The organism is Mesorhizobium sp. M0062 (assembly GCF_040323125.1).
Taxonomy (GTDB): domain Bacteria; phylum Pseudomonadota; class Alphaproteobacteria; order Rhizobiales; family Rhizobiaceae; genus Mesorhizobium.
This window is the reverse complement of sequence record NZ_JAMYUO010000009.1, coordinates 63,685-87,789: the sequence shown is the minus strand read 5'-3', so window position 1 is coordinate 87,789 and position 24,105 is coordinate 63,685. Positions and strand designations below refer to the sequence as shown.

The 24,105-nt window shown below is 63.8% G+C and carries 23 protein-coding genes; 15 read left to right on the top strand and 8 right to left on the bottom strand.

The features are described 5' to 3' along the window. Positions 1–269: 269 nt before the first annotated feature. From hemP to NKJ64_RS13435, 5 genes are read left to right on the top strand one after another with little or no spacing between them, the layout of a single operon-like run. The gene (gene hemP / locus NKJ64_RS13455; RefSeq protein ID WP_023673860.1) at positions 270–476 is read left to right on the top strand and encodes a hemin uptake protein HemP; all 207 of its coding nucleotides are present in this window, start codon (positions 270–272) and stop codon (positions 474–476) included. Between the two features lie 36 nt (positions 477–512). Next, on the top strand, positions 513–1,571 hold the full coding sequence (locus NKJ64_RS13450) for a hemin-degrading factor (RefSeq protein WP_023829375.1): 1,059 nt from the start codon (positions 513–515) through the stop codon (positions 1,569–1,571). 10 nt (positions 1,572–1,581) lie between these two features. Then, positions 1,582–2,463: a heme/hemin ABC transporter substrate-binding protein gene (locus tag NKJ64_RS13445; RefSeq protein WP_031203268.1), complete on the top strand. Its 882-nt coding sequence runs from the start codon at positions 1,582–1,584 to the stop codon at positions 2,461–2,463. A gap of 4 nt (positions 2,464–2,467) precedes the next feature. After that, a complete protein-coding gene (locus NKJ64_RS13440; RefSeq protein ID WP_352462769.1) occupies positions 2,468–3,562 on the top strand; it encodes a FecCD family ABC transporter permease in 1,095 nt (364 codons plus the stop codon). 23 nt (positions 3,563–3,585) lie between these two features. Further along, the gene (locus tag NKJ64_RS13435; RefSeq protein WP_023707864.1) at positions 3,586–4,374 is read left to right on the top strand and encodes a heme ABC transporter ATP-binding protein; all 789 of its coding nucleotides are present in this window, start codon (positions 3,586–3,588) and stop codon (positions 4,372–4,374) included. A 108-nt stretch (positions 4,375–4,482) separates the two neighbouring features. Here NKJ64_RS13435 and rirA read toward each other — a convergent pair whose 3' ends face one another. Beyond that, positions 4,483–4,944 carry an iron-responsive transcriptional regulator RirA gene (rirA, locus tag NKJ64_RS13430; protein ID WP_023672640.1) on the bottom strand — a complete coding sequence of 154 codons (462 nt, stop codon included), beginning with the start codon at positions 4,942–4,944 and terminating at the stop codon, positions 4,483–4,485. A gap of 295 nt (positions 4,945–5,239) precedes the next feature. Here rirA and NKJ64_RS13425 point away from each other — a divergent pair, with 295 nt between their 5' ends. The 3 genes from NKJ64_RS13425 (at position 5,240) to NKJ64_RS13415 (ending at position 7,723) form a co-directional block, all read left to right on the top strand. Then, complete coding sequence (locus NKJ64_RS13425) at positions 5,240–6,535, top strand: DUF445 domain-containing protein (RefSeq protein WP_352462768.1); 1,296 nt, start codon at positions 5,240–5,242, stop codon at positions 6,533–6,535. A gap of 107 nt (positions 6,536–6,642) precedes the next feature. After that, complete coding sequence (locus NKJ64_RS13420) at positions 6,643–7,065, top strand: phasin family protein (RefSeq protein ID WP_352462767.1); 423 nt, start codon at positions 6,643–6,645, stop codon at positions 7,063–7,065. Between the two features lie 160 nt (positions 7,066–7,225). Then, positions 7,226–7,723 carry a MaoC family dehydratase gene (locus NKJ64_RS13415; RefSeq protein ID WP_023681725.1) on the top strand — a complete coding sequence of 166 codons (498 nt, stop codon included), beginning with the start codon at positions 7,226–7,228 and terminating at the stop codon, positions 7,721–7,723. 15 nt (positions 7,724–7,738) lie between these two features. Here the strand turns inward: NKJ64_RS13415 and NKJ64_RS13410 are convergent, their stop codons facing one another. Next, complete coding sequence (locus tag NKJ64_RS13410; protein WP_352462766.1) at positions 7,739–9,211, bottom strand: MFS transporter; 1,473 nt, start codon at positions 9,209–9,211, stop codon at positions 7,739–7,741. A gap of 131 nt (positions 9,212–9,342) precedes the next feature. Between NKJ64_RS13410 and NKJ64_RS13405 the strand changes: the two genes are divergently transcribed. After that, positions 9,343–10,236, top strand: a complete 894-nt coding sequence (locus NKJ64_RS13405; RefSeq protein ID WP_352462765.1) for a LysR family transcriptional regulator — start codon at positions 9,343–9,345, stop codon at positions 10,234–10,236. A 4-nt stretch (positions 10,237–10,240) separates the two neighbouring features. Here the strand turns inward: NKJ64_RS13405 and NKJ64_RS13400 are convergent, their stop codons facing one another. Then, positions 10,241–11,659, bottom strand: a complete 1,419-nt coding sequence (locus tag NKJ64_RS13400; protein WP_352462764.1) for an aminotransferase-like domain-containing protein — start codon at positions 11,657–11,659, stop codon at positions 10,241–10,243. 106 nt (positions 11,660–11,765) lie between these two features. On the opposite strand from NKJ64_RS13400, the gene NKJ64_RS13395 reads away from it, so the two are divergent. After that, positions 11,766–12,629, top strand: a complete 864-nt coding sequence (locus NKJ64_RS13395) for a DMT family transporter (RefSeq protein ID WP_352462763.1) — start codon at positions 11,766–11,768, stop codon at positions 12,627–12,629. Positions 12,630–12,657: 28 nt separating this feature from the next. Here NKJ64_RS13395 and NKJ64_RS13390 read toward each other — a convergent pair whose 3' ends face one another. The 3 genes from NKJ64_RS13390 to NKJ64_RS13380 are packed head-to-tail and all read right to left on the bottom strand — an operon-like array spanning position 12,658 to position 15,112. Then, complete coding sequence (locus NKJ64_RS13390) at positions 12,658–13,698, bottom strand: zinc-dependent alcohol dehydrogenase family protein (protein WP_352462762.1); 1,041 nt, start codon at positions 13,696–13,698, stop codon at positions 12,658–12,660. 36 nt (positions 13,699–13,734) lie between these two features. Beyond that, positions 13,735–14,385, bottom strand: a complete 651-nt coding sequence (gene maiA, locus NKJ64_RS13385) for a maleylacetoacetate isomerase (protein WP_023672629.1) — start codon at positions 14,383–14,385, stop codon at positions 13,735–13,737. Between the two features lie 4 nt (positions 14,386–14,389). Continuing rightward, positions 14,390–15,112 (bottom strand): fumarylacetoacetate hydrolase family protein, encoded by a 723-nt coding sequence (locus tag NKJ64_RS13380; RefSeq protein WP_352462761.1) that lies wholly within the window; start codon positions 15,110–15,112, stop codon positions 14,390–14,392. A gap of 210 nt (positions 15,113–15,322) precedes the next feature. Between NKJ64_RS13380 and NKJ64_RS13375 the strand changes: the two genes are divergently transcribed. Beyond that, positions 15,323–16,006 carry a response regulator gene (locus NKJ64_RS13375; protein WP_023672627.1) on the top strand — a complete coding sequence of 228 codons (684 nt, stop codon included), beginning with the start codon at positions 15,323–15,325 and terminating at the stop codon, positions 16,004–16,006. 123 nt (positions 16,007–16,129) lie between these two features. Here NKJ64_RS13375 and NKJ64_RS13370 read toward each other — a convergent pair whose 3' ends face one another. Then, complete coding sequence (locus tag NKJ64_RS13370; protein ID WP_023672626.1) at positions 16,130–17,473, bottom strand: hybrid sensor histidine kinase/response regulator; 1,344 nt, start codon at positions 17,471–17,473, stop codon at positions 16,130–16,132. Between the two features lie 3 nt (positions 17,474–17,476). Then, positions 17,477–18,613 (bottom strand): FIST signal transduction protein, encoded by a 1,137-nt coding sequence (locus tag NKJ64_RS13365; RefSeq protein WP_031200506.1) that lies wholly within the window; start codon positions 18,611–18,613, stop codon positions 17,477–17,479. A 296-nt stretch (positions 18,614–18,909) separates the two neighbouring features. On the opposite strand from NKJ64_RS13365, the gene NKJ64_RS13360 reads away from it, so the two are divergent. From NKJ64_RS13360 to NKJ64_RS13345, 4 genes are all read left to right on the top strand, one after another. Then, a complete protein-coding gene (locus NKJ64_RS13360; RefSeq protein ID WP_023681712.1) occupies positions 18,910–19,410 on the top strand; it encodes a (2Fe-2S)-binding protein in 501 nt (166 codons plus the stop codon). Positions 19,411–19,533: 123 nt separating this feature from the next. After that, entirely contained in the window at positions 19,534–21,879 is a 2,346-nt protein-coding gene (locus NKJ64_RS13355) for a xanthine dehydrogenase family protein molybdopterin-binding subunit (RefSeq protein ID WP_023691066.1), read from the top strand. A gap of 112 nt (positions 21,880–21,991) precedes the next feature. Beyond that, complete coding sequence (locus NKJ64_RS13350) at positions 21,992–22,789, top strand: FAD binding domain-containing protein (RefSeq protein ID WP_023739056.1); 798 nt, start codon at positions 21,992–21,994, stop codon at positions 22,787–22,789. Between the two features lie 287 nt (positions 22,790–23,076). Further along, on the top strand, positions 23,077–24,099 hold the full coding sequence (locus NKJ64_RS13345) for an acyltransferase family protein (RefSeq protein WP_023735274.1): 1,023 nt from the start codon (positions 23,077–23,079) through the stop codon (positions 24,097–24,099). Positions 24,100–24,105 lie beyond the last annotated feature (6 nt).

Sequence of the window (24,105 nt, the reverse complement as noted above, 5' to 3'; positions counted from 1 at the left end):
TTTGCCATAGGCCGATGCACCGGATCGGCGTTCGCCAGACCCAGTCGTCCACAATTTCCCAAGCCCATGCCCCAACTCCAAAATTCCAGGTTCGATGCTGGCTGGCTTGGTGCTCGCTGGCATTTTTCATTCTGTCCGGCGTCTTAAATGTTGACTCATTTGGTCCGGTATTGCACTGACTAATAAACATGATTATTCGTGTCAAGAAATGAATCGGCATTTTTGCAACGCCTAGCCAGTTGCCCGGCACAGGAAAGGGATCGAAAGAGATGAACACCCACAATCCCAACGACTTTCGTTACCGCGTCCGCCGTTCCGAGGAGACGCCGACCCGCTTCGACCGGGTGCCGCTGGCGGTGCGGACGCTGTCCTCCAACACGCTGTTCCAGGGCGAGCACGAGATCGGCATCGAGCACCATGGCGCGCTCTATCGGCTGAAGATCACCCGCCAGGGCAAGCTCATCCTCAACAAGTGACGAAACGACCAAACACGGCAGACAGGTAAGCAGGACATGGACCAGCGCGCAAAACCCGCCCCGCATGAAATCCGGCGGGCGCGGGCAGACAATCCGAAAGCGCGCGAGCGCGATCTTGCCGCCGAGCTCGGTATTTCCGAGGCCGAGCTGGTGGCCGCGCATTGCGGCGACGGCGTCGTGCGCGTCGAGCCCTGGGTCAACGATCTTCTGACCGGCCTCGACGCCGTCGGCGAAGTGATGGCGCTGACCCGCAACGAAAGCGCGGTGCACGAGAAGATCGGCGTCTACGACAAGGTTGTCACAGGCACGCACAACGCCATGGTGCTGGGCGAAAACATCGACCTGCGCATTTTTCCCAAAGTCTGGGCGCATGGCTTTGCCGTGGAAAAGCGCGACGGCGGCGACATCCGCCGCAGCCTGCAATTCTTCGACGCGGCCGGCGATGCGGTGCACAAGGTGCATCTGCGGCCGGCTTCCAATCTCTATGCCTACCAGAAGCTCGTGGCCGCACTCGAATCGCCGAACCAGGAGGCGACCGTGTCTATCGCAGGCCTGGCCGACGACGACGCGGAGACGTCGGGCATTGCCGCAGACATCGATGATCTGCGCGACCGCTGGAGCCGGCTGACCGACGTGCATCAGTTCTTTGGCATGTTGAAAACGCTGAAGCTCACCCGCCGCCAGGCCGTGCGCATGGTCGGCCAGGACTATGCCTGGCTGCTCGACAATGACGCCATCGGCGCCATGTTCCACCATGCCGCCGCCGACGGCATGCCGATCATGTGTTTTGTCGGAAACCGAGGCTGCATCCAGATCCATTCCGGTCCCGTCAAGTCGATCAGGCCGATGGGGCCGTGGATCAACGTGATGGACGAGACGTTCCACCTGCATCTGCGCACCGACCACATCCAGGAGGTGTGGGCGGTGCGCAAACCGACCAAGGACGGTCATGTCACCTCGCTCGAAGCCTATGGCGCCGACGGCAAGATGATCATCCAGTTCTTCGGCGAGCGCCATGAAGGCGAGGGCGAGCGCGACGACTGGCGGTTTCTCGCCGAAAATCTGCCGCGCATTCCAAGCCCGACCGCAGCCTGAGGAAACGACGATGATTTCACTGTTCAGGATGCTTGCCGCGGCCATGGGCCTGTCGCTGTTTATTGCCGCCCCAGTGCCGGCCAGCGAGAACGTGGCCGTGTTTGCCGACACGTCGCGGATCGTGGCGATCGGCGGTTCGATCACCGAGATCGTCTACGCGCTTGGCGAGGAAGGTCATCTCGTCGCCCGCGATTCGACCAGCCGCTACCCCGCCGCCGCGGTCGCGCTGCCCGACGTCGGCTATATGCGCCAGCTGTCGCCGGAAGGCGTGTTGTCGGTCAATCCCTCGGGCATTCTGGCGCTGCATGGCAGTGGGCCGAAGGAAGCGGTCGATGTGCTGAAAAAGTCGAGCGTTCCGTTCATCGACGTGCCCGAGCATTACAGCCATGACGGCATCCTGGAAAAGATCCGCATCGTCGGCAAGGCGCTCGGCGTCGACGCCAAGGCCGAGACGCTGGTGGCTGAGACCGATGCCAAGCTGAAGGCGGCCGAGAAGCAGACGGCGTCGATCAAGCAGCGCAAGCGCATCCTGTTCGTGCTGTCGATCCAGGGCGGCAAGATCCTGGCCGCCGGCACCGACACCGCCGGTGACGGCATCATCAAGCTCGCCGGTGCGGTCAACGCCGTCGAAGGTTTTTCCGGCTACAAGCAGATGTCCGACGAGGCCGTCGTAACCGCCAGGCCGGACGTGATCCTGGCCATGAAGAATGCCGGCCCGCCGATTGCGGAGGCCGAGCTTTTCGCCATCCCGTCGATCACCTCGACGCCGGCGGGTGAAGGCCGCAAACTGACCCTGATGGATGGCAGCTATCTCCTCGGCTTCGGGCCGCGCACGGCCGATGCCATCCACGATCTGGCCGCCTCGCTCTATGGCAGCCAGGTCACGGACTGAGCCGATGGTGGATCAGTCGATCGCCGGCGCGGCGGGCAAGGTGGCCGAGGGCGATCGCTCCGGGCGCGCTCGCCTGGTTATTGTGCTCCTGTGTGTGGCGCTTGCCCTTTCGCTGTTCCTGTCGCTGAGGTCGGGCGCTTCCGATGCATCGGCCGTTGGTGTCATTCGTGACTGGCTGACCGGCGCCATGCCGGACGACGCCGCGCTTGGTGCCCGCGACCGGTTGATCGTCTACGATATCCGCATGCCGCGCGTACTGCTCGGTGTGCTCATCGGGGCGGCACTGGCCGTATCGGGTGCGGTCATGCAAGGCCTGTTTCGCAATCCGCTCGCCGATCCCGGCCTGATCGGCGTTTCAGCCGGTTCCAGCCTCGGCGCGGTCGCCGTCATCGTGCTCGGCACGACGTGGCTGGCGCCGCTCACTCTGGCGCTCGGCAGTTTGGCCTTGCCGTTGGCCGCCTTTTGCGGTGGCTTTGCGGTGACGCTGGTGCTCTACCGTGTCGCCACGCGGCAGGGACAGACCTCGGTCGCCACCATGCTGCTTGCCGGCATTGCGCTGGCAGCCCTTGCTATGGCGCTGACCGGTATCCTGATTTTCATGGCCGACGACCGGCAGTTGCGCGACCTGACGTTCTGGCAACTGGGCTCGCTGGGCGGCGCGACCTGGCCGAAGATCGCTTCCGTCGGTCCGATCATCATCCTGGCGCTTGCGGCAATGCCGTTCCTGGCCAAAGGCCTCAACGCCCTGGCGCTCGGCGAGGCGACGGCCGGACATCTCGGCATCCCGGTACAGCGCCTGAAATACACCGCGATCGTCGGCGTCTCGGCAGCGGTCGGCGCCTCTGTCGCAGTCAGCGGAGGCATCGGTTTTGTCGGCATCGTCGTGCCGCATCTGCTGCGGCTGCTGATCGGTCCGGACAATCGCTATCTCTTGCCGGCATCGGCGCTGCTCGGCGCCTCGATGCTGCTGATCGCCGATGCCGTTGCCCGCGTGGTCGTGGCCCCGGCCGAACTGCCGATCGGCATCGTCACCGCGATCGCCGGCGCACCGTTCTTCCTCTGGATCCTGCTGCGCAAGCGCGGCGTAATCGACTTGTGAGATTTGAAACCTATGAGGCCGGCATGATCGAAGCACGCGATGTCTCGGTAGCGATCGGCGGCAAGCGCATTGTTGCCAATGTCGATTTCGTCGCGCGGCCGGGCGAAATTGCGGCAGTCGTCGGACCCAACGGCTCGGGCAAGACGACGTTTTTGAAGGCGTTGTCGGGCGATCTGGCGTTTGTGGGGACAGTGGCCGTCAACGGGCGCGATCTCACGGCGATGAGGCCGGTGGAGGCCGCCACCGTGCGTGCCGTGCTGCCGCAGGCCGCGACGCTGTCCTTTCCCTTCACGGTGCACGAAGTGGTCAGGCTCGGCCTTATCGGCGGCCGTTCCGGCGTTCTGCCGGGCGAAGATGATCGTCTGCCCGAGCGGGCGCTGGCGCGGGTCGACCTCGACGGCTTTGCCGGCCGCTTCTATCAGGAGCTTTCGGGCGGCGAACAACAGCGTGTGCAGCTGGCGCGCGTGCTGTGCCAGGTCTGGGCGCCGGTGCTGGACGGCAAGCCGCGCTATCTCTATCTCGACGAGCCGGTCTCCAGCCTTGATATCAAGCACCAGCTGATCATCATGAACATCGCCCGCGATTTCGCCCGGCGCGGCGGCGGTGTGATCGCCATCCTGCACGACCTCAATCTGACGGCCATGTATGCCGACCGAATTTTCGTGATGCATCGCGGCCGGCTCGCCGCCGACGGTTCACCGCAGGAGGTGCTGAGCGACGATCTGATCGAAAAGGTGTTCGATTGTCGGCTAAGGGTCGGTGTGTTGCCGGCGGCGAACATGCCGTTTGTCTTGCCGCAGTCAGCCGCCTAAAGCGCGTCGCGTTTGAACGAACTCAGGCGACGCGCTTTAGGTCTTTGTCTTTATGCATGTCGTTGTCTCAAAACCGGGGCCACTTTTGAGCGACATGCACTAGAAAACTCAGGCGGCCGGTGCTCGCTGGACCAGCATGTCGATGCCGAGCAAATGACGCACATTCGGGCGCGCCGCCACCATATCGGCGATGGTGTAGCGGGAGAGTACGGCAAAGAAGGCGTTGAGCGCCTCGCGCAGCGCCGAATTCAGCTGGCAGCTGTCGACCAGCGGGCATTCGGCGGCGTCGTTTTCGAAGCACTCGGCCATGGCGAAGCTCTCTTCGGTCACCCGTACGACGTCGAACAGGCTGATCTGCTCGGCGGGGCGGCCGATCCTCACGCCGCCATTCCTGCCGCGCACCGTCTCGACCAGGCCATGCTCGACCAGCGGCTGCAGGATCTTGAACAGGAAAAGCTCCGACACCGAATAGGCGGCCGCAATCTCGGGGATGCGGCTCAGGCGATCGTTGTTGGCGGCGCAATACATCAGGATGCGCATGGCGTAGTTGGTCTGGCGCGTCAGCCGCATTTAATTCCTCACCCGAGTGCTGGCGCGCTGGAACTGCACCAGATTTTAGATTGTGCTGGTGCGGCTTTCTCACCCGGAGTTTCGGATTCGCCCACACTGGCCTGATCGGAATATGGCCTATACCTTGGAACAATTCCAGACTGGGATTGCATGATAGATGAACATTCTTGTCAACTTTGCGTGCGAAACCGGCAATCCCCGGACGAAATCGGCCCATCCGATCATGCTACGGGCCCAAACACCCCCTAAATAGCCCATGCCAGATAGCCAAGAGATCGATGAGGAGCGGCGTATCATGTCCCAATCGGCTTCGTCCCTGGCGCCTGGCGGTTTTGATGCCGAGACGGGCGCCAAGCTTTTCGCGTTGCGGCGGACAAAGTTCCTCGCCACGGCTGCGCTGGTGCTTTGCGTCGTGGTTTTTGCCGTGGCCAAATCGTCCGAGGCCAAGTATCCGTGGCTGGGCTTCGTGGCGGCCTTCGCCGAGGCGGCGACCATTGGCGGCCTGGCCGACTGGTACGCGGTGGTGGCGCTGTTCAAGCGGCCGCTGGGCCTGCCGATCCCGCACACCGCCATCATCCCAGCGAACCAGAACCGCATCGCCGATAATCTGGGCCGCTTCATCGAGGTCAATTTTCTGGCGCCGGAGCCGGTGCGGGAAAAGCTGGCCGAGGTCGATTTTGCAGCACTCGTCGCCGACTGGCTGACTGACGCCGAACGCTCTGCCGGCCTGTCGCGCTTCGTCGTACGGCTGGTCCCGCAGACGCTTGCGGCGATCGAGCAATCCGGCCTGCGGAGCTTCGTCACCAGCCGCATGCTGGAGCAGATCGACAAGGTGCCGCTGGCGCCGCTCGCGGCCGAATTGCTGTCGGCACTGACCGACGACCGCCGCCACCAGAAACTCTTCGACGAATTCACCAGGGTGATCGGCCGGTTTCTGAACGATGAAGAGGCGCTGGCGACCATGCGCGAGAAAATCCGCGAGGAATTGCCGTCGCTGTTCAACCTGTTCAGAGCCGACGCCTATCTGCTGAAAAAGATCGTCGCTTCCGCCGGTTCGCTGCTTGACGAGGTGCGGGCCGATCCCGACCATCCGATGCGCGCCGAATTCGACCGTTTCGCGCACAGCTTCATCGAGCGGCTCAGAACCTCGAAGCAATACGCCAAACGGGCCGAGAAGCTGAAGCGCGATTTCCTGGCGCGGCCGGAAGTGAAGTCGCTCGCCGGCGACATGTGGCAGAGCCTCAGCGTGTTCATCGAACAGGACGCCAAGGCGGAGAATTCGATTGTTCGCGCGCATCTCGCCAACATGTTCGTCGAGGTCGGCCGCCATCTCTCAGGCGATCCGCAGATCAGGGCCGACATGAACCAGGGCTTTGTCGTGGCGCTGTCGTCGTTCGTGGAGAGCCAGAAGAGCGGTGTGTCGACGTTCATCGCCGATCAGGTCAAGCGCTGGGACCTTGCCCAGCTGACGAGGCTGATCGAGATGAACATCGGCAGGGACCTGCAATATATCCGCTTCAATGGCATGATTATTGGCGGCCTGGCCGGTCTCGTGCTCTACACGGCGGAGAGGCTGTTTCTCGCTGGCTGATGCTGCATTTGCCGCTGAATTGCTTGGGCGTCCGAATGGACACACGGCGCGCGAGTGCTATTGTCCAGAACAGGGTTCAGCATTTGCGACACTGGGGAGCACGAGCAATGGCCAAACGACCCGACTCCGATTCGTTCCTGGACATGTTCAGCCGGTTCGGCCGTGACCTGAAGGTGCCGAATGTCGAGGCGATCCTCGCGCATCATCGCAAGAACCTCGAGGCCCTGGAAAGATCGGCGCGGGCGGGAGCTGCCGGCGCGACCTCATTGTTGTCCAGACAGCGCGAGATGCTGCAGGACACGCTGCGTGAAGTCAGCGACATGGCGCAGAGCTACAAGGCGCCGGGCAATCCCCAGGAACTGATGACAAAACAGGCGGAGTTCGCCAGGAAATCCTTCGAAGCCGCCCTGAAAAATGCCGGCGAAGTGGCCGAGCTGGTCAAGAAATCCGGCACCGAATCGATCGAAATCCTGCGCAGCCGCATCAAGGAAGCGATGGAGGAAATCCGCTCGGGCTATGACAAGAAGTGACTCTCAACGCAACCATGAGAGGAGCGGGCCGGTTGCGGCGCATGAGCATGGACGAGGGACGCTGTTTGGCGGAAAATGGCGGAACGGAATCGCAACGGGCGAATTGACAGGAGCCGTCCGTTCGTGGTCCGAGGCACTGGGAGCCACCGGGAAAGCAGGAATGACGGAACTACGGCCGAAAACGCCGCCGACCTTCGAGCAGTTAAGGGCGATGGCCGGGCAGGAGCTCGGCGTGTCGGAATGGACGACCGTCGACCAGAACCGCATCAACCAGTTTGCCGAATGCACAGGCGACCATCAGTGGATCCACGTCGATCCGGAGCGGGCGAAGCGGCAGAGCCCATTTCGCACCACGATCGCGCATGGCTATCTGACGCTGTCGATCATCGGCGCGCTGGCGCTGGGCATGGGCATCGTCCCCGAAAACACGCAAGCCGCCTTCAATTACGGCTTCGACAAGGTGCGGTTCCTGGCGCCCGTCAGGGTCGGCGCACGCATCCGGCTGCGCACGACGCTGTTGTCGGTGGAGGACAAGGGGCCGGGCCAGTATCTGATGAAGGCCGCCAATACGGTCGAGATCGAGGGCGAACAGAGGCCGGCGCTGACCGCCGAAACGCTGGTCATGCTTTATGAGCGGCGCAAGCGGGCGGGAGCGTAAGCTCCCTATCTTCGGTCATGATGGCTGTTGCCGCACCGACAGCCTGCCGCCGGCGCGGGTCGAGAGCAGTGCCAGCAACAGCGCAGCCACCGCCAGGACCGTTGCCGTCTGAAAGGTAACCTGCATGCCGTGCGCGGCTGCCGCTGAGGTCAGCATGTCCTGGCTTTGCCGTTCTCCCGTCGAGGCAGCCGCAAAAATGGCGCCCATAAGCGATGCGCCGGTGATCAGGCCGAGATTGCGCGACAGATTGAGCAGGCCGGACACCACGCCGCGCTCGCCGGCAGCGACACCGCTCATGACGGCGGCATTGTTGGATGTCTGGAACAGGGCGTACCCGAAGCAGGTGACGGCGATCGGCACGATATAGCTGGCAATGCCGAGTTTTGTTGCGGCGAGCGACAACAATGAGGTTCCGACGGCAAGACTGAACAGTCCGACGACCATCATCCTGTGCGCGCCGAAGCGATCGGTGAGGCGGCCGGCGATAAGCGCCGAGAGCGCGGAGACCAGCGGACCTGTCGACAGGACCACGCCGACCATCGCAGCATTGAGCCCCAGCGCTCGCGACAGATAGAATGGAGCGACCACCAGGGTCGCCATCATCACTGTGGCGACGACGAGGTTCGTGGCGAGGCTGGCGCTGAGCCGGATGTCGTACAACCGGGCAAGCCGGATCAAGGGATTCTTCGCCCTCTTCTCCGCGACGCCGAACAGAACGACGCCGATGCCGGCGGCAACCAGGAGGCCGATGTTGAGGGCGCCGAAATGGCCGCGGCCGAGCGTCATGGCCAATGCATAGGCGGCGAGCGTCAGGGCCAGCAAGACCGTTCCGATCGCGTCGAACCCGCCTTGAACGCCTTGTGCAGCCTTGCCACGGGCGGGCAGGGCCAGCCAGGCGAGGGCAAAGGTCAGGAGGCCGAGCGGGACATTGACGAGCAAGATCGCCCGCCAGCCAAAGCCGGCAATCAGAAAGCCGCCGAGCGAGGGGCCGAGCGTGGTGCCGATTGCCGACATGGCGCCGAGCAGCCCCATGGCGCTGCCGGTCCGTTCCTTGGCTACAGTCTCCGCGACAAAGGTCAGCGTCAGTGCCATCATCAGCGCGGCACCCAGTCCTTGCACGGCGCGCGCCGCGATCAGCAGCCAGAGCGTCGGCGCCAGGCCGCAGAGCACCGAGGCCAGTGTGAACAGCGCGATGCCGCCGAGCAGCAACGGCCGGCGGCCGACCATATCGGCCAGTCGGCCAGCGCTGACGATCAGGGCGGTAATGGCCAGCAGATAGGCGAGAACCACCCATTGCACGGACTGGAACGGCGCACCGAACGCCTGCATCAGGGAAGGCAGTCCGACGCTGGCAATGCTGGTTCCAAGCGACGACAGCAGCGTGGAGAGCGACAGGCTGGCCAATGCCAAGACAGGAGAGTGGGCCAGGCCTGCGGACCGGGTGTTCTGCCGCGCCGATGCGCACTCGTTCTGCTCAGCGATTGCCATGGCGATTTCCTCCTTGTCAGTCCCGCAACCGGACCTGTCGGAGATCTAGTCGTCAGCGTGGCATGGCGGAAGGCGCAGCATTTGCATCTTATTCGTGCGCCAAACGCCATGGGATGTGCTACCATCCGCCGATGGCATCGCCCGATCTCAATCTGCTGTTCGCGCTCGACGTTTTGCTCGCCGAAGGCAGCGTGGCGCGCGCCGCCAGCCGGCTACGGCTCAGCCCGTCGGCGATGAGCCGCACGCTGGCGCGGCTGCGGGAAGCGACCGGTGATCCGCTGCTGGTCCGCGCCGGCCGCGGCCTGGTTCCAACGCCGCGCGCGGAGGCATTGCGGCAGCAGGCCGGCCGTGTCGTCCAGGAAGCGGAAATGCTGCTGCGTCCCGCCAGGCTGCTCGATCTCGCAAAGCTGGGCCAGATCTTCACGCTGCGCACCAATGAGGGGTTCGTCGAGGAGTTCGGGCCGGGTCTTGTCGCCCGCATACAGGCCGAGGCGCCGGGCGTGCGGCTGCGCTTTGCGCCGAAAGCCGACAAGGACGTCGTCTCATTGCGCGACGCCGACATCGACCTCGAAATCGGCGTTGCCGGCGAGGCCGGACCTGAAGTGCTGATACAGGCGCTGTTTCGCGACCGCTTCGTCGGTGCTGTGCGAGCCGGCCACCCTTTGAGTGAAGGCGCGGTAACGCCTGAACGCTACGCGGCCGGCCGCCACATCAGCGTTTCACGGCGGGGTCGGGAAAGAGGGCCGATCGATCAGACTTTGGCGCTGCTCGGCCTGCAGCGAACCGTGGCGTGCATGGTCTCCGGCTTTTCGGCTGCACTCGCCATGGCGCGCGCTTCGGACCTTATCGCCAGCGTGCCCGAACGGCACACGCAAGGCGCACGCGCCGGCATGGTCAGCTTTCCGCTGCCGGTCGCCACTGTGGAGGTCACCATCTCGATGCTCTGGCATCCACGGCTCGATGCCGATCCGGCGCAACGCTGGCTGCGAGATTGCGTTCGGGAGGTCTGCGCGGCCTCCCGCTGAGCGCTCAGCGCGCCATTGCCGCCTTGAGCACCCTGAAAATCCGCTCGTCCTGGCACTGGGCAACGTTGAAGCGCAGGAAGCGGCTGGCGGTTCCCGACAGGCTGAATGCATTGCCGGGCGCCAGCACGATGTTGTCGGCCAGCGCGCGGCGGGCGATTTCGGCCGCATCCACGCCATCGGGCAGGCTGCACCACAGGAACAAGCCGGCCGGTTGGTCGATCCAGGGCGTGATGCCGATCGCCTTCAGGCGCACGCCCGTCTCGCCCATGGCGCGGGAAAGCCGCGCGCGCAGCAATTCCATGTGCTTGCGGTAGCTGCCGTCCCTAAGCAGCGTCAGCACCAGTTCGGCCGCCAGCCGGCCGCCGCCGAAGGTGGTGGCAATCTTGAGGTCGGTGAGTTGCTCGATCCAGTCGCGCGGTGCCGCGATGAAGCCGCAGCGAACCGATGCCGATAGCGTCTTGGAGAAGCTGCCGATATGGACGACGCGGTTGAGGCCGTCGAACGCCGCCAGCCGGGGCGCGGGGCTGTGCTCGAAATCGGCGAAGATATCGTCCTCGATGATGGTCAGGTCCGACTGGTCGGCGAGTTTCAGCAGCCGGTGCGCGGTGACCGGCGACAGGATCGCGCCGGTCGGGTTGTGGATAGCGGAATTGGTGATGTAGAGGCGCGGCCTGTGCTCGGCGAGCGCCTGCGCGAACAGCTCGATATCCGGCCCCGATGGCGTGTAGGGCACGCTGACGACCTTGGCGCGATGGGCGCGCAGCAGCGCGTGAAAATTGAAATAGCAGGGGTCGTCGAGCAGCACGGTATCGCCGGGTTCGATCAGGAAGCGGCACAGAAGATCGATGGCCTGCGTGCCCGATTCGGTCAGCATGATCTGTTCGGGCGAGACCTCGATGCCGTGGCCAGCCATGCGCCGCGCGAGCAATTGCCTGAGCGGCGGCAGGCCGAGCGGCGTGCCGTAATCGGCGAGGTCGACATCGTCGGCGCGCGCAACGGTGCGCAGCGCCCGGCGCAGGGCGGACTGCGGCATCCACGAGGCCGGCATCCAGCCGCAGCCAGGTTTCAGCATGTCGCCGCCGGCTTCCAGCGACTGGCGCGAGACCCACAGCGGATCGATGGCGCGATCGAGCCGGGGTCCAATCTCGGCCAGCGACAGTGGCGCCAGCGATCCGGCGGCATAGAAACCCGAGCCCGGCCGCGAGCGGATCGCGCCTTCGGCAGCAAGCCGCTCATAGGCTTCGACGACGGTGGATTTGGACACCTGCATGGCCTTGGCGAAGGCGCGGATCGAAGGCAGCCGCGCGCCCGGCGTCAGGCTGCGCGCGGCAATCCGCAGGCGGATGGTCGCCATGACAGTTTCGACCAGAGTGGCCGCGGCAACAGTGCGTGCGGTGTCGACTTCCAGAACGAGACCAGTCATCTGTATTGCTCAATCAGCCATTACAGTTTGATGGAATTGTACTGCATTGTCTCTGGCTGCACCATAGGCACTTGCCCGATAGAGGTCGAAAGCAATGGAGCCTGGAATGGACAAGACCGCGAGCGGCTGGCTGAACGGATTCGTCGGCGTGCTGATCTTCTCAGGCTCGCTGCCGGCGACGCGCGTCGCAGTGGCGGAGTTCGATCCGACATTCCTGACCTCGGCCCGCGCCGCGATTGCCGGGCTGCTTGGTCTCGCGATGCTCGTCCTGTTCCAGCAGAAGCGCCCGGCGCGCAGCGATTTTCTGTCGCTGGTGATCGTCGCCCTTGGGGTGGTTGTCGGCTTTCCCTTGCTCACCGCTCTGGCGCTCAAGCACGTCACCTCTGCCCACTCTATCATCTTCGTCGGCCTGCTGCCGCTGGCCACCGCGATCTTCGGCGTGCTGCGCGGTGGCGAGCGTCCGCGCCCGGCCTTCTGGCTGTTTTCCTGCATCGGCAGCGCGCTGGTCGCCGGTTTTGCCCTGATGCAAGGCGTGACGGCCTCACCTGTCGGCGACGGCCTGATGCTGGCCGCCATCATGGTCTGCGGCCTGGGCTATGCCGAGGGGGCGGCATTGTCGCGCAGGCTGGGCGGCTGGCAGGTGATCTGCTGGGCGCTGGCGATCTCGCTGCCGATCATGCTGGTTCTGACCTTTGCGACGCTGCCGTCGTCCTTCGCCGGCGTCGGCTCCGGCGCCTGGGCGGGTCTCGCCTATGTCTCGCTGTTCAGCATGCTGATCGGCTTCGTGTTCTGGTACCGCGGCCTCGCCCAAGGCGGCATCGCTGCCGTCGGGCAGTTGCAGTTGCTGCAGCCCTTTTTCGGCCTGGCGCTGGCAGCGTCGCTGCTGCACGAGCAGGTCAGCCCGCTGATGATTGTTGTCACGCTCGGCGTGGTGGCCTGCGTGTTCGGGGCGAAGAAATTTGCACGCTAGGAGTTTGGTGGTGGAGGGCGACTCCGCCCTAGAACTTCGTCACCACCCCAATGCCAATCCCCTCGAACCCGCCCATCGCCATCAGCGCCGCCGGCGCCTCATCAAGGCTGATCTTGTTGCCGACCAGCAGTTCGGGCTTGAGCTTGCCGGTGCGGATCATCTCCATCATGGCGGGGTAGCGGTAGGCCTGCATGCCATGGCTGCCGAGGATTTCCAGCTCGAAGGCGATCACCTTGTCCATCGGCACTTGCGGGCGGGCATGTTCGCCCAGCATCAGGCCGACCTGCACGTGGCGGCCGCGCCGGCGCAGATTGGCAATCGAGTTGAACGATGTCGTGGGGTGACCGAGCGCGTCCATAGACATATGCGCGCCGCCATTGGTGATCTGCTTGACCGCCTTGACCACGTTCGGCGTCGTCGAGGCGTTGATGGTCGCCACGGCGCCGATCTTTTTGGCCAATTCCAGTTTCTCGTCGGTGAGGTCGATGGCGATGACATTGGCGCCCATGGAACTGGCGATCATGATCGCCGACAGGCCGACGCCGCCGCAGCCATGCACCGCCACCCATTCGCCCGGCGTCACCCGGCCCTGGTCGACAATGGCGCGAAACGAGGTGACGAAGCGGCATCCGAGGCTGGCGGCGGTGGCGAACTCCATCTCCTCGGGCAGGCGCACGAGATTGGTGTCGGCATGCTCGATGGCGACATATTCGGCAAACGATCCCCAGGCGGTGAAGCCGGGCTGCGTCTGGTGTTCGCAGACCTGATGATTGCCCGAATTGCATTCGAAGCAGCGGCCGCAGCCGACGCAGAACGGCACGGTGACGCGCTCGCCGGCCTTCCAGCGGGTCACCCGCTTGCCGACGGCGACGACGATGCCGGCCAGTTCATGGCCCGGCACATGCGGCAGCGTGATGCCGTCATCATGACCCATCCAGCCATGCCAGTCGCTGCGGCAGAGCCCGGTCGCCTCGACCTTGATGACCACACCGTCTGCGGCCGGTTTCGGATCCGGCACGGTCTGGATTCTCGGCGCCTCGCCGAATCTTTCGAAGACGACGGCTTTCATCGGCAACTCTCCGTGCTCTGCTCCGGCATTGTGAGCCTATTCGGCATCTATCTGATTCTCCGGCGCCGCCTTCTGAAAGGCCGGCAGCGCCATGCAGGCGGCGTGGATGCGCGAGATCTCGGGGTAGGGTGTCAGGTCGACGCCGAAGCGGGCGTTGCTGGCGATCTGGGCGACCAGGCAGATGTCGGCGAGGCCCGGTGCGTCGCCATGGCAAAATGTGCCGGTCTCATCCGATGAAGCCAGAATCTTTTCAAGCGGCTGGAACCCTTCGTTCACCCAGTGGCGAAACCAGTGGATGACATCCTGGTCGCCGGCGCCGAACAAAGTGCGCAGCGAGGTCAGCACGCGCAGATTGTTCACCGGGTGGATGTCGCAGGCGATCATCTGCGCTAGCATTCGCACGCGCGCCCGGCCGAGCGCGTCCTTCGGCAGCAGCGACGGTTCGGGGTGGGTCTCGTCGAGATATTCGATGATTGCCAGCGACTGCGTCAAAAGCGTGCCGTCGCCCAGGATCAGCGCCGGCACCAGCCCCTGCGGATTGACCGCGCGATAGGCCGGCTCCAGATGGTCGCCATGCCGCAGATGATGCGGCACGTAGTCGTAGCCCAGCCCCTTCATCTCGAGCGCGATGCGCACGCGGTAGGAGGTGGAGGAGCGGTAGTAGTTGTGGAGGACGAGGTCGCTCATTGGATCACGGCTTGTCGGTGGAATTTTGGCCGATCGAATCTTGGCCGACAGTGATCTCGATGGTGCCGATGCCGTCGACACCGCCGGTCATCGTCTGACCCGGCGCTACCGCGCCGACGCCGGCCGGCGTGCCGGTGAAGATCAGGTCGCCCGGTTGTAGTACAACCGCACTGCTGCAGATCGAAACGATATCGGCGATCGGCCAGATCAGTTCGGCGAGGTCGCCCTCCTGCTTCACCGCGCCGTCGACGGCGAGCCAAATGCGGCCCTTTTGCGGATGGCCGGATTTGGCGGCTGATACCAACGGGCCGCAGGGCGCCGAGCGGTCGAAGGCCTTCGACCAGTCCCACGGCCGCGCCGCCTTCTTGGCCTCGTCCTGCAGGTCGCGGCGGGTGAGATCGATGCCGACGCCGTAGCCCCAGACATGGTCTAGCGCCTCAGTGCGGGGAATGCGGACGCCGGCCTTGCCGATCGCCGCGACCAGTTCGATCTCGTGGTGCAGGTTTTTGGTCAAGGGCGGGTAGGGGATCGTGGTGCCGGAATCGACCACCGCATCGGCCGGCTTGGTGAAGAAGAAGGGCGGGTCGCGTTCGTCATTGCCGAGTTCGCGGGCGTGGGCGGCGTAGTTGCGGCCGACGCAGAAGATGCGGCGCACCGCAAAACGCTCGGCCGAGCCGGCGACGGCGACCGATGGTGTTGCGGGCAGGGGAAGGACGAAGTCTGTCATGCGCGGGTCTCTGCTTGGGATCTTGACGGCACATTTGACCGATTTGAACCCCCGGGCAAGGCATCAGCGTCCGCAAAAGCACGAGCTGCGCCTTGATTGTCGGATAAAGTCGGCTTCGCCTCCGGGGGTTAAGATGGCGATAGACTATTTGCCAATAAGCTGGCCATACCAGCGGGAGTATCGTGCCCACGGAGAACTGAAACAAACACCATGACCGCAATCAACGATCGCGCCCGGTTTCTGATCATCGACGACCATCCGCTGTTTCGCGAGGCGCTGCACAGCGCCGTGCAGATGGCGTACCCGGAAGTCGACACGGTGGAGGCGCGCTCGATTGCCGAAGCGCTCGATCTCCTGGGTGGGATAAAACCGTTCGATCTGGCGCTGCTCGATCTCAACATGCCCGATGTGCATGGCTTTGACGGGTTGCTGCAGCTGAGGACCCGCCATCCGCGGCTGCCGGTGGTCGTCGTCTCGGGCTATGAGGAGCCGAAGATCATCTCCGAGGCGTTGTCCTATGGCGCTGCCGGCTTCATCCCGAAATCGGCGCGCAAGAGCGATCTTGCGGCCGCAATCCGCTCGGTGATGGAGGGCGCGATCTATGTGCCGGAGACATATGAGGGACAGCCGCCCGACGCCGACAGCGCCGACCGCGCCGACATGGTGCAGCGGCTGGCCAAACTGACGCCGCAGCAGCTGCGCGTGCTGCAGATGCTGCGCCAAGGCCTGCTCAACAAGCAGATCGCCTACGAGCTGCAGGTCGGCGAGACCACGGTCAAGGCGCATGTCTCGGAGATCCTGCGCAAGCTCAACGTCTACAGCCGCACGCAAGCGGTGATCGAGGTGTCGAAGCTGGACAATGCGGAGCTGTTTCGCGATCAGGCCGGGTTTTGATCTTTACCCTCCCCCTTGTTGGGAGGGTCGATCCGCGAAGCGGAGCGGGGTGGGGGACCTTGGCGCTGCACCCCGCCCCGGCGTTGCGCGCCGACCCTCCCCATCAAGGGGAGGGTATGGGGCTCAAGCCAGCAGATGCGCCAGCAGCGCCCTTAGCTGCGCCGGTTTCAGCGGCTTGCGCATCAGTTCGATGCCGGCGGCGCGGGCGGCTTTGGCGACGGCCTCCGATCCGTCGGCGGTGACGATCAGCGCCGGCACGGCGCGGCCGAGATAATCGCGCACTTCGGCTATTGTTGCGGTGCCGAGGTCGCCGTCGTCGAGATGCTGGTCGGCAATGACGATGTCGGGCACCCAGTCGGTGTCGCCGAGCAGGCTGAGCGCATCCTCGGTCGAGGTCGCGGCACGCACCAGGCACTGCCAGCGCTCGAGCAGGAAGGTCATCGCCTGCAACACATCGGCGTCGTTTTCGACCAGCAGCACCTTGGTGCCGAACAGGCCGTAGCCGCGCGGCCGCTCCATCTCGGCAAGGCTGGCGATGGCGTCGGCGCTGGCGCCGATGCCGACCGGCACATCGATGTGGAAGATGGTGCCGCGCCCGACTTTCGACGAAAACGTCACGGGGTGGCCGAGCGCGGCGGCCATGCGCCGCACGATGGCAAGGCCCAGCCCCAGCCCGCCGCCGGAAATTCCGGTATCGGCCGGAATGGCGGAGCCGCGATGGAATTCCTCGAACACCGCCTCGCGCTGGTCGTCGGGAATGCCGCAGCCGGTGTCGGCGACATCGATGCGGATGGTGTCGCCGCGATGCCTGGTGCCGACCAGCACGCCGCCCGAGCGGGTATAGCGCAGCGCATTGGACAGGATGTTCTGCAGGATGCGGCGCAAAAGCGTGCGGTCCGAACGCACCACGGCGCTGACCGGGCGGAATTTCAGTGTCAGCCCCTTCAGCTTGGCAACCGGCTTGAAATCCGAGCGCAGCGACGAAAACAACGTCTCCAGATTGACGTCGCCAATGTCGGGCTGGACCACGCCGGCGTCGAGCTTGGAAATGTCGAGCAGCGTGCGCAACAGGTCTTCCATGGTCTCCAGCGAGCGCTCGACCTGGCGGACCAGCTTCTTGCCCTCGTCGCTGGTCTGCACTTCGGCCAGCGCCGAGACGGAGAGGTGGGCGGCGTTCAGCGGCTGCAGCACGTCATGGCTGGCGGCGGCCAGGAACCTGGTCTTGGACAGGTTTGCCAGCTCGGCGTTTTCCTTGGCGGCGCTGAGGTCGATGTTCGACTGTTCCAGCCGGCGCAAGGTCGAGTGCAGTTCCTCGGTGCGCATACGCACGCGGTTTTCAAGTGAAATCGCGGTCTGGAACAGCGAGAAGGCATTGCCTTGCTGGTCCATCGAGCGCTCGACGCGGCTGACCAGAGCGGCGTTGATCTTCTTCAGCCTGTCGACGTCGTCGATGTCCCTGAGCGGCATGGGCTATTCCGCCGCCTGGCGTTCGCCGAAGGCGATGCCGGTGAAGGTTTGGTTCAGATGCATCGAGCGGTACTGTTCGCCATAGGTGCCGAAGCCGATGACATTGTTGACCCGGTAGAGCTCCGAAATGTCGCGGAACACCTGGCGGTTGCGCGCATCGAGCCGGCGCAGCACGCAATCGAAGCCGAGGATCATGTCGATGCCGCCGAGCCGTTGCTCGACGTCGCGCAGTGCTGCGCGCGTCGATTCCACCATGTCCTTGGGCTGGGCGATGGACAGCACGACGCCGTCGTCTATGGCGCAGAAGAAAGACAGCGATCCGTCGGCATGCATCTTCTGGATCGAGCGGCAGTAATATTCGCCGCCCACTTTCACCACCACCGGGTGCGAGGCGAAGCTCATCGGCGTCAGGTTCTGCGCAACGATGCCGACCGAGGCGGCATATTCCTCAGCCGCGTTGGTGGCGTTGAATTCGCGCACGGTGCGGTGGTCCGGATCGGATGCCGTCACCACCAGCTTCTCGTCGGTTGGGATGAAATTGTCGGTCTTGAAGACATGGAACGGTATCTCGGTGGCGATCAGCACAATGATGGCGCTGTCGGACGCTACCTTGCCGTTCGAAATCAGCCTGGTGGTTTCGAATTTCAAATCGTCGCCCGCCGAACCGCCGATCAGCGGGATGTCGTCCAGCCCCCAATGGATGGCCGAGGTCACCGCTTCCTCTGCAAAGGACAGGCCGTCGATGAAGCAGAGCGCGAAAGTGCTTTTGGCATGGCAACTGCCGGTGCGTCCGCGTAGCAGGCGCCGCAAGCCCTCGACTTCATCAGTGATCCTGTCCATGCCCGACGAGGAGAGATTGTCGACCATGGTGCTGACCGCCGAAAACGACGCGGAGGGAAAGAGCAGCGCCAGCACATGGCCTTCCTCCAGGCCCTGGGGGGTAATCTCGCCGGCGGTCGAGCAGGCGGCGTAGGCCAGCGTCGGCGCGTGGGTCTTCAGCCCTTGCGAAAGGACGCTCGCGTCAAACAAGCTCTGGGAGAAGAACAGCAGGGCAAAGCCGGCATCGATGGCTGCGGCCTCGACGGCGACCGCCAGGGCGAATGCATCGGCGTCGGGCTCGTCGGTGGTGAGCGCCGACAGACCGGATGCATAGCTCGTCCGTGAACTGGCCAGAGGCTTCCTCCCGATATCCTCCGACGCTTCCTGCGCGCGCCCGTTTTATGTCTCTCGGCGCGTTGGCGTCGAGGGCATTGTTGCCCCCTATTCGCTCTTTGGCAATGGGGCGGACAGGCCCATGATTTTCGTTTTCTCCATGACCGAAAGTACAATGAGCGCCGTGTGTTTTTTGCGCTTTGTGCAGTGTACCAATAGCGCATGGCCGAGCGCCAAAGCCGCATCGGCAGCATGACTACCAAGGTCATACCCAGGGAGGATGCATGTCGGACGTTTCGTTTGTCGTGAACGGAAAACGGATCAGCGGCGCTGCCGAGGACCGAACGCTTCTGGTTCATTTCCTGCGCGAAAATCTTGGTCTCACCGGAACGCATGTCGGTTGTGACACCTCTCAATGCGGCGCCTGCGTCGTGCATGTCGACGGCAAGGCGGTGAAGTCCTGTTCGATGCTGGCCGTGCAGGCCTCCGGGTCGACCGTGGTGACGATCGAAGGGCTTGCCAATGGCGGCGACCTGCATCCGATGCAGGCCGCGTTCAAGGAACATCATGGGCTGCAATGCGGCTTCTGCACGCCGGGCATGATCATGACCGCGACCGACATGATCGCGCGCCATCCCGAAGGCCTTGACGAGGCGACGGTGCGCGCCGAGCTCGAAGGCAACATCTGCCGCTGCACCGGCTACCACAACATCGTCAAGGCGATCCTCGCCGCATCGCAGACGATGGCGAAGGTGCCGAAGGGCAGGGCGAAACAGGCAGCGTAAGAAAGAAGCGAGTAGTGAATAGTGAATAGCGAGTAGTCGGTTTAGCCGAACCGCTCCGAGCACAATTCCCTACTCACTGTTCACTATTCGCTACTCACTATTCGCTATTCCGGAGGAATTCCTATGGGCATTGAAGGCATCGGCGCTCGGGTCGTGCGCAAGGAAGACAAACGGTTCATCACCGGCGCCGGCCGCTATGTCGACGACATGGTGGTTCCCGGCATGAAGCATGCCGCTTTCGTGCGCAGCCCGCACGCGCATGCTCAGATCAAGAAGATCGACGTCAGACGAGCGCAGGCGATGCCCGGCGTCATCGGCGTCTTGACCGGCAAGGAGCTCAAGGCCGACGGCATCGGCAACCTGATCTGCGGCTGGATGATCCATTCCAAGGACGGCTCGCCGATGAAGATGGGCGCGTGGTCGCCGCTGGCCGTCGACAAGGTGCGCTATGTCGGCGACGCGGTCGTCATCGTGGTGGCGGAAACCAAGGGCCAGGCCCGCGACGCGGCCGAAGCGGTCGAGATCACCTACAAGGAATTGAAGGCGGTGGTCGATGCCACCAAGGCGCTGCAAAAAGGTGCGCCGCAGGTCCATGCCGAAGCCGAGGACAATCTTATCTTCGACTGGGAGATCGGCGATGCCAAGGCGACCGACGCGGCGATCCAGGCGGCGGCCCATGTCACCCGCATGAAGATCGTCAACAACCGGCTGGTTCCCAACGCCATGGAGCCGCGCGCGGCCCTTGGCCATTACGACAAGGCCGAGGACCATTTTACCTGCTGGACGACGTCGCAGAACCCGCATGTCGCGCGGCTGGTGATGAGCGCCTTCTACAATGTCGCACCGGAAAACAAACTGCGCGTCATTGCGCCCGATGTCGGCGGCGGCTTCGGCTCGAAGATCTACATCTATCCCGAAGAGATCGTCTGCCTTTGGGCGTCGAAGAAGACCGGCGTGCCGGTCAAATGGGTCGCCGACCGCACCGAAAGCTTCCTCACCGACGCACATGGCCGCGACCATGTCTCGACGGTCGAAATGGCGTTCGACCAGAACAACAAGATCACCGGCTTCAAAGTCGACACCATCGCCAATCTCGGCGCCTACATGTCGCTGTTCTCGTCTTGCGTGCCGACCTATCTCTACGCGACGCTGCTGTCGGGCCAGTACAACATCCCGACGATCCACGCCAATGTGCGCACCGTCTACACCAACACGGCACCCGTCGATGCCTATCGCGGGGCAGGGCGGCCGGAAGCCACGTATCTGCTCGAACGGACAATGGAGACCGCCGCGCGTGAACTTGGGGTCTCTCCGGCGGAGTTGCGGCGCATCAATTTCATCACCGAGTTTCCGCACCAGACGCCGGTCATCATGAACTATGACGCCGGCGACTATGGAGCTTCACTCGATGCGGCGACACAGGCGTCCGACTATGCCGGCTTTGCCAAGCGCAAAGCGGCGGCCGGCAGCCAGGGCAGACTGCGCGGCATCGGCATGAGCTGCTATATCGAGGCCTGCGGCATCGCGCCGTCGGCGGCGGTCGGTTCGCTCGGCGCCGGCGTCGGTCTGTGGGAATCCGCCGAAGTGCGGGTCAATGCCGTCGGCACGATCGAGGTGCTGACCGGCTCGCACAGCCATGGCCAGGGCCATGAGACGACCTTCGCGCAACTCGTCAACCAGCGTTTTGGCGTGCCACTGGACTCGGTCTCGATCGTCCATGGAGATACCGACAAGGTGCAGATGGGTATGGGCACCTACGGCTCGCGCTCGGGCGCGGTCGGCATGTCGGCAATTGCCAAGGCGCTCGACAAGGTCGAGGCCAAGGCCAAGAAAATCGCCGCCCATCTGCTCGAGGCCGACGAGGGCGACATCGTCATCGAGAATGGCGAGGTCAAGGTTGCCGGCACCGACAAGAGCCTGCCCTGGTTCCAGGTGGCGCTTGCCGCCTACACCGCTCACAATCTGCCGGCAGGCATGGAGCCGGGACTGAAGGAAACAGCCTTCTACGATCCGGCGAACTTCACTTTCCCGGCGGGCTGCTACATCTGCGAGGTCGAGATCGATCCGGAAACCGGCACGACCGAGATCGTCCAGTTCGTCGCGGCGGACGATTTCGGCAACATCATCAACCCGATGATCGTCGAGGGTCAGGTGCATGGCGGCATCGCCCAGGGCATCGGCCAGGCGCTGCTGGAAGGCGCGCACTATGACGATAGCGGGCAGCTGCTGACGGCGAGCTACATGGACTACACCATGCCGCGCGCGGACGACCTGCCGTCATTCAAGGTCTCGACGTCGAACACGCCGTGTCCGAGCAATCCGCTCGGCATCAAGGGCTGTGGCGAGGCCGGCGCCATCGGCTCGCCGCCGGCGGTCATCAACGCCATCACCGACGCTTTGGGGATTGTGGACATCGCCATGCCGGCCTCGCCGTCGAAGGTGTGGGCGGCGATTAGGGCGAAGAAATGAGTGAGTAGGGAGAAGTGAGTAGGGAATGGGCATTGCCGGAGATGACAGCGTCCCTATTCCCTATTCCCTACTCCCTACTCACTACTGCCTAACCACTTCAGGGGAGGATCCCATGTACGCAGTCAACTACCACCGCGCCGCCTCGGTCGCCGACGCCGCCAAGCTGGTGAAGAGCGGCGACGCCAGGCTTTTGTCAGGCGGCATGACGCTGATCCCGGCGATGAAGACGCGGCTCGCCGCACCGTCCGACCTGATCGACCTGTCGCGGATCAGGGAGCTGCAAGGCGTCAAGGTGTCGGGCAAGACCGTCACCATCGGCGCCGCCACAACCCATTACGACGTCGCCAATGACGAGAAGCTGCGGAAGGCCTGTCCGGCGCTTGCGCACCTTGCGTCGCTGATTGGCGATCCGGCGGTGCGCCACAAGGGCACGATCGGCGGCTCGGTCGCCAACAACGACCCAGCCGCCGATTATCCGGCGGCGCTCTTGGCGCTGGGCGCCACCATCGTCACCAACAAGCGCGAGATTTCAGCCGCGAAATTCTTCACCGGCCTGTTCGAAACGGCGCTGAAAGAAGGCGAGATCATCACCGCGGTGAGTTTTACCGCGCCGGCCAAGGCTGCTTACGAAAAATTCCGCAACCCGGCCTCGCGCTATGCGATCGTCGGCGTGTTCGTGGCAAAGGGCAAGGACGGGGTCAGCGTTGCCGTTACCGGCGCCGGCGATGACGGTGTGTTCCGCTCGAAGGAGATCGAAGCAGCACTGGCGAAGAATTTTGCCGCATCGGCGCTCGACGGCGTGAAAGTGCCGGCGAAGAATTTGATGACCGACCTCCACGCTTCGGCCGAATACCGTGCCAATTTGATCGCCGTGATGGCCAAGCGCGCGGTGGCGGCAGCCAACGCCTGACATCATAAAGCTACTGACAAGGAAAGGGGCCATCGCGGCCCCTTTGTTCGTCTGTGGCGGGCTGTAACTGCCCAGTCCTTGCGGGTTCGCTGCCACGCGCAAATCCGTTGTTTCAGGTAATTCCCGTGCAAGAACAGGCGCATACTTCCCAAGGGACTGCCCAGCCCCATTCTCGCACTTGCACAATCTGATATTGCACGCAATATGTATAGCTTGGCGGAACACGGGGTGGATTCTGCGCGCGGCGGTGTGAGCTGCGCCAAGATCTTGCGTCGTAGAGGATCGGCATGGCCGACATCTCCGCAGCGTCTGTTGCCCTGCCGCGGGCCACAGCCGACAAAGCAGCCAGAGCAAGACTGGCCTATCTCGATGGTTGGCGCGGGCTTTCGATCGCACTGGTGCTGATCGGCCATTTCTTCCCCGTTCCCGGGATCAATCTCGGCGTGCTCGGCGTCGAGTTCTTCTTCGTGCTCTCAGGCCGGCTGATGGGCGAGATACTGTTCATCGAACGCTTTCCGCTGAAAAAATTCTTCAAGCGCCGCTTTTCGCGCATCTATCCCGCGCTGCTGGTGTTCGTGACATCAGCCATGATCGGGCTCTCCGGCACCTTTATCGGCTTCAAATGGAAGGCGGCGCTGACGGCGCTGACATTCACCTACAACTATGCCGGAATTCTCATCACCCGCGCCGGCGCGCTCGACCACATCTGGTCGCTATGCGTGGAAGAGCATGCCTACATCATCCTGGCGCTGATCAGCGTGGTGGTGACCGGGCGGGGTAATGTCGTTCGGCTGCTGGTGACGCTGTCGCTGCTGGCGATGGCCAATGGCGCCATTTCGTACTGGGCACTCGGCATGGATTACGAGCACAGCTATTGGCGCACCGATGTGCATATCGCCTCGATCCTGCTGTCGGCATCGATCTGCCTGCTCAAGCACGATGACCGGCTGCCGGCATTCCTGACGAGCCCCTATGTCAGCCTCGTGTCGGCGGCGGCGGCTATATTGCTGTTCCTCGATCCGGTGCCGACGCCGATCCATTACCTACTGGCGGTGCCGTTGCTGGCGCTTGCCGTCAATACGCTGGACACCAGCAACTGGCATCTTACCGGCCTGCTTTCATCCAGGCCGATGGTGATGATCGGGCTATGGTCGTACTCGCTCTATCTCTGGCAACAGCCCTTCTACAAATTCGTCGCCGAGCAGGGCAGTGCACCGATCCCGATGCTGGCGGCTGTCTTCGCCTGTGCATTATGCAGCTACTATCTGGTCGAGAAGCCCGCGCGGGCCTGGCTGAACCGGAATTGGTGAGGGCTA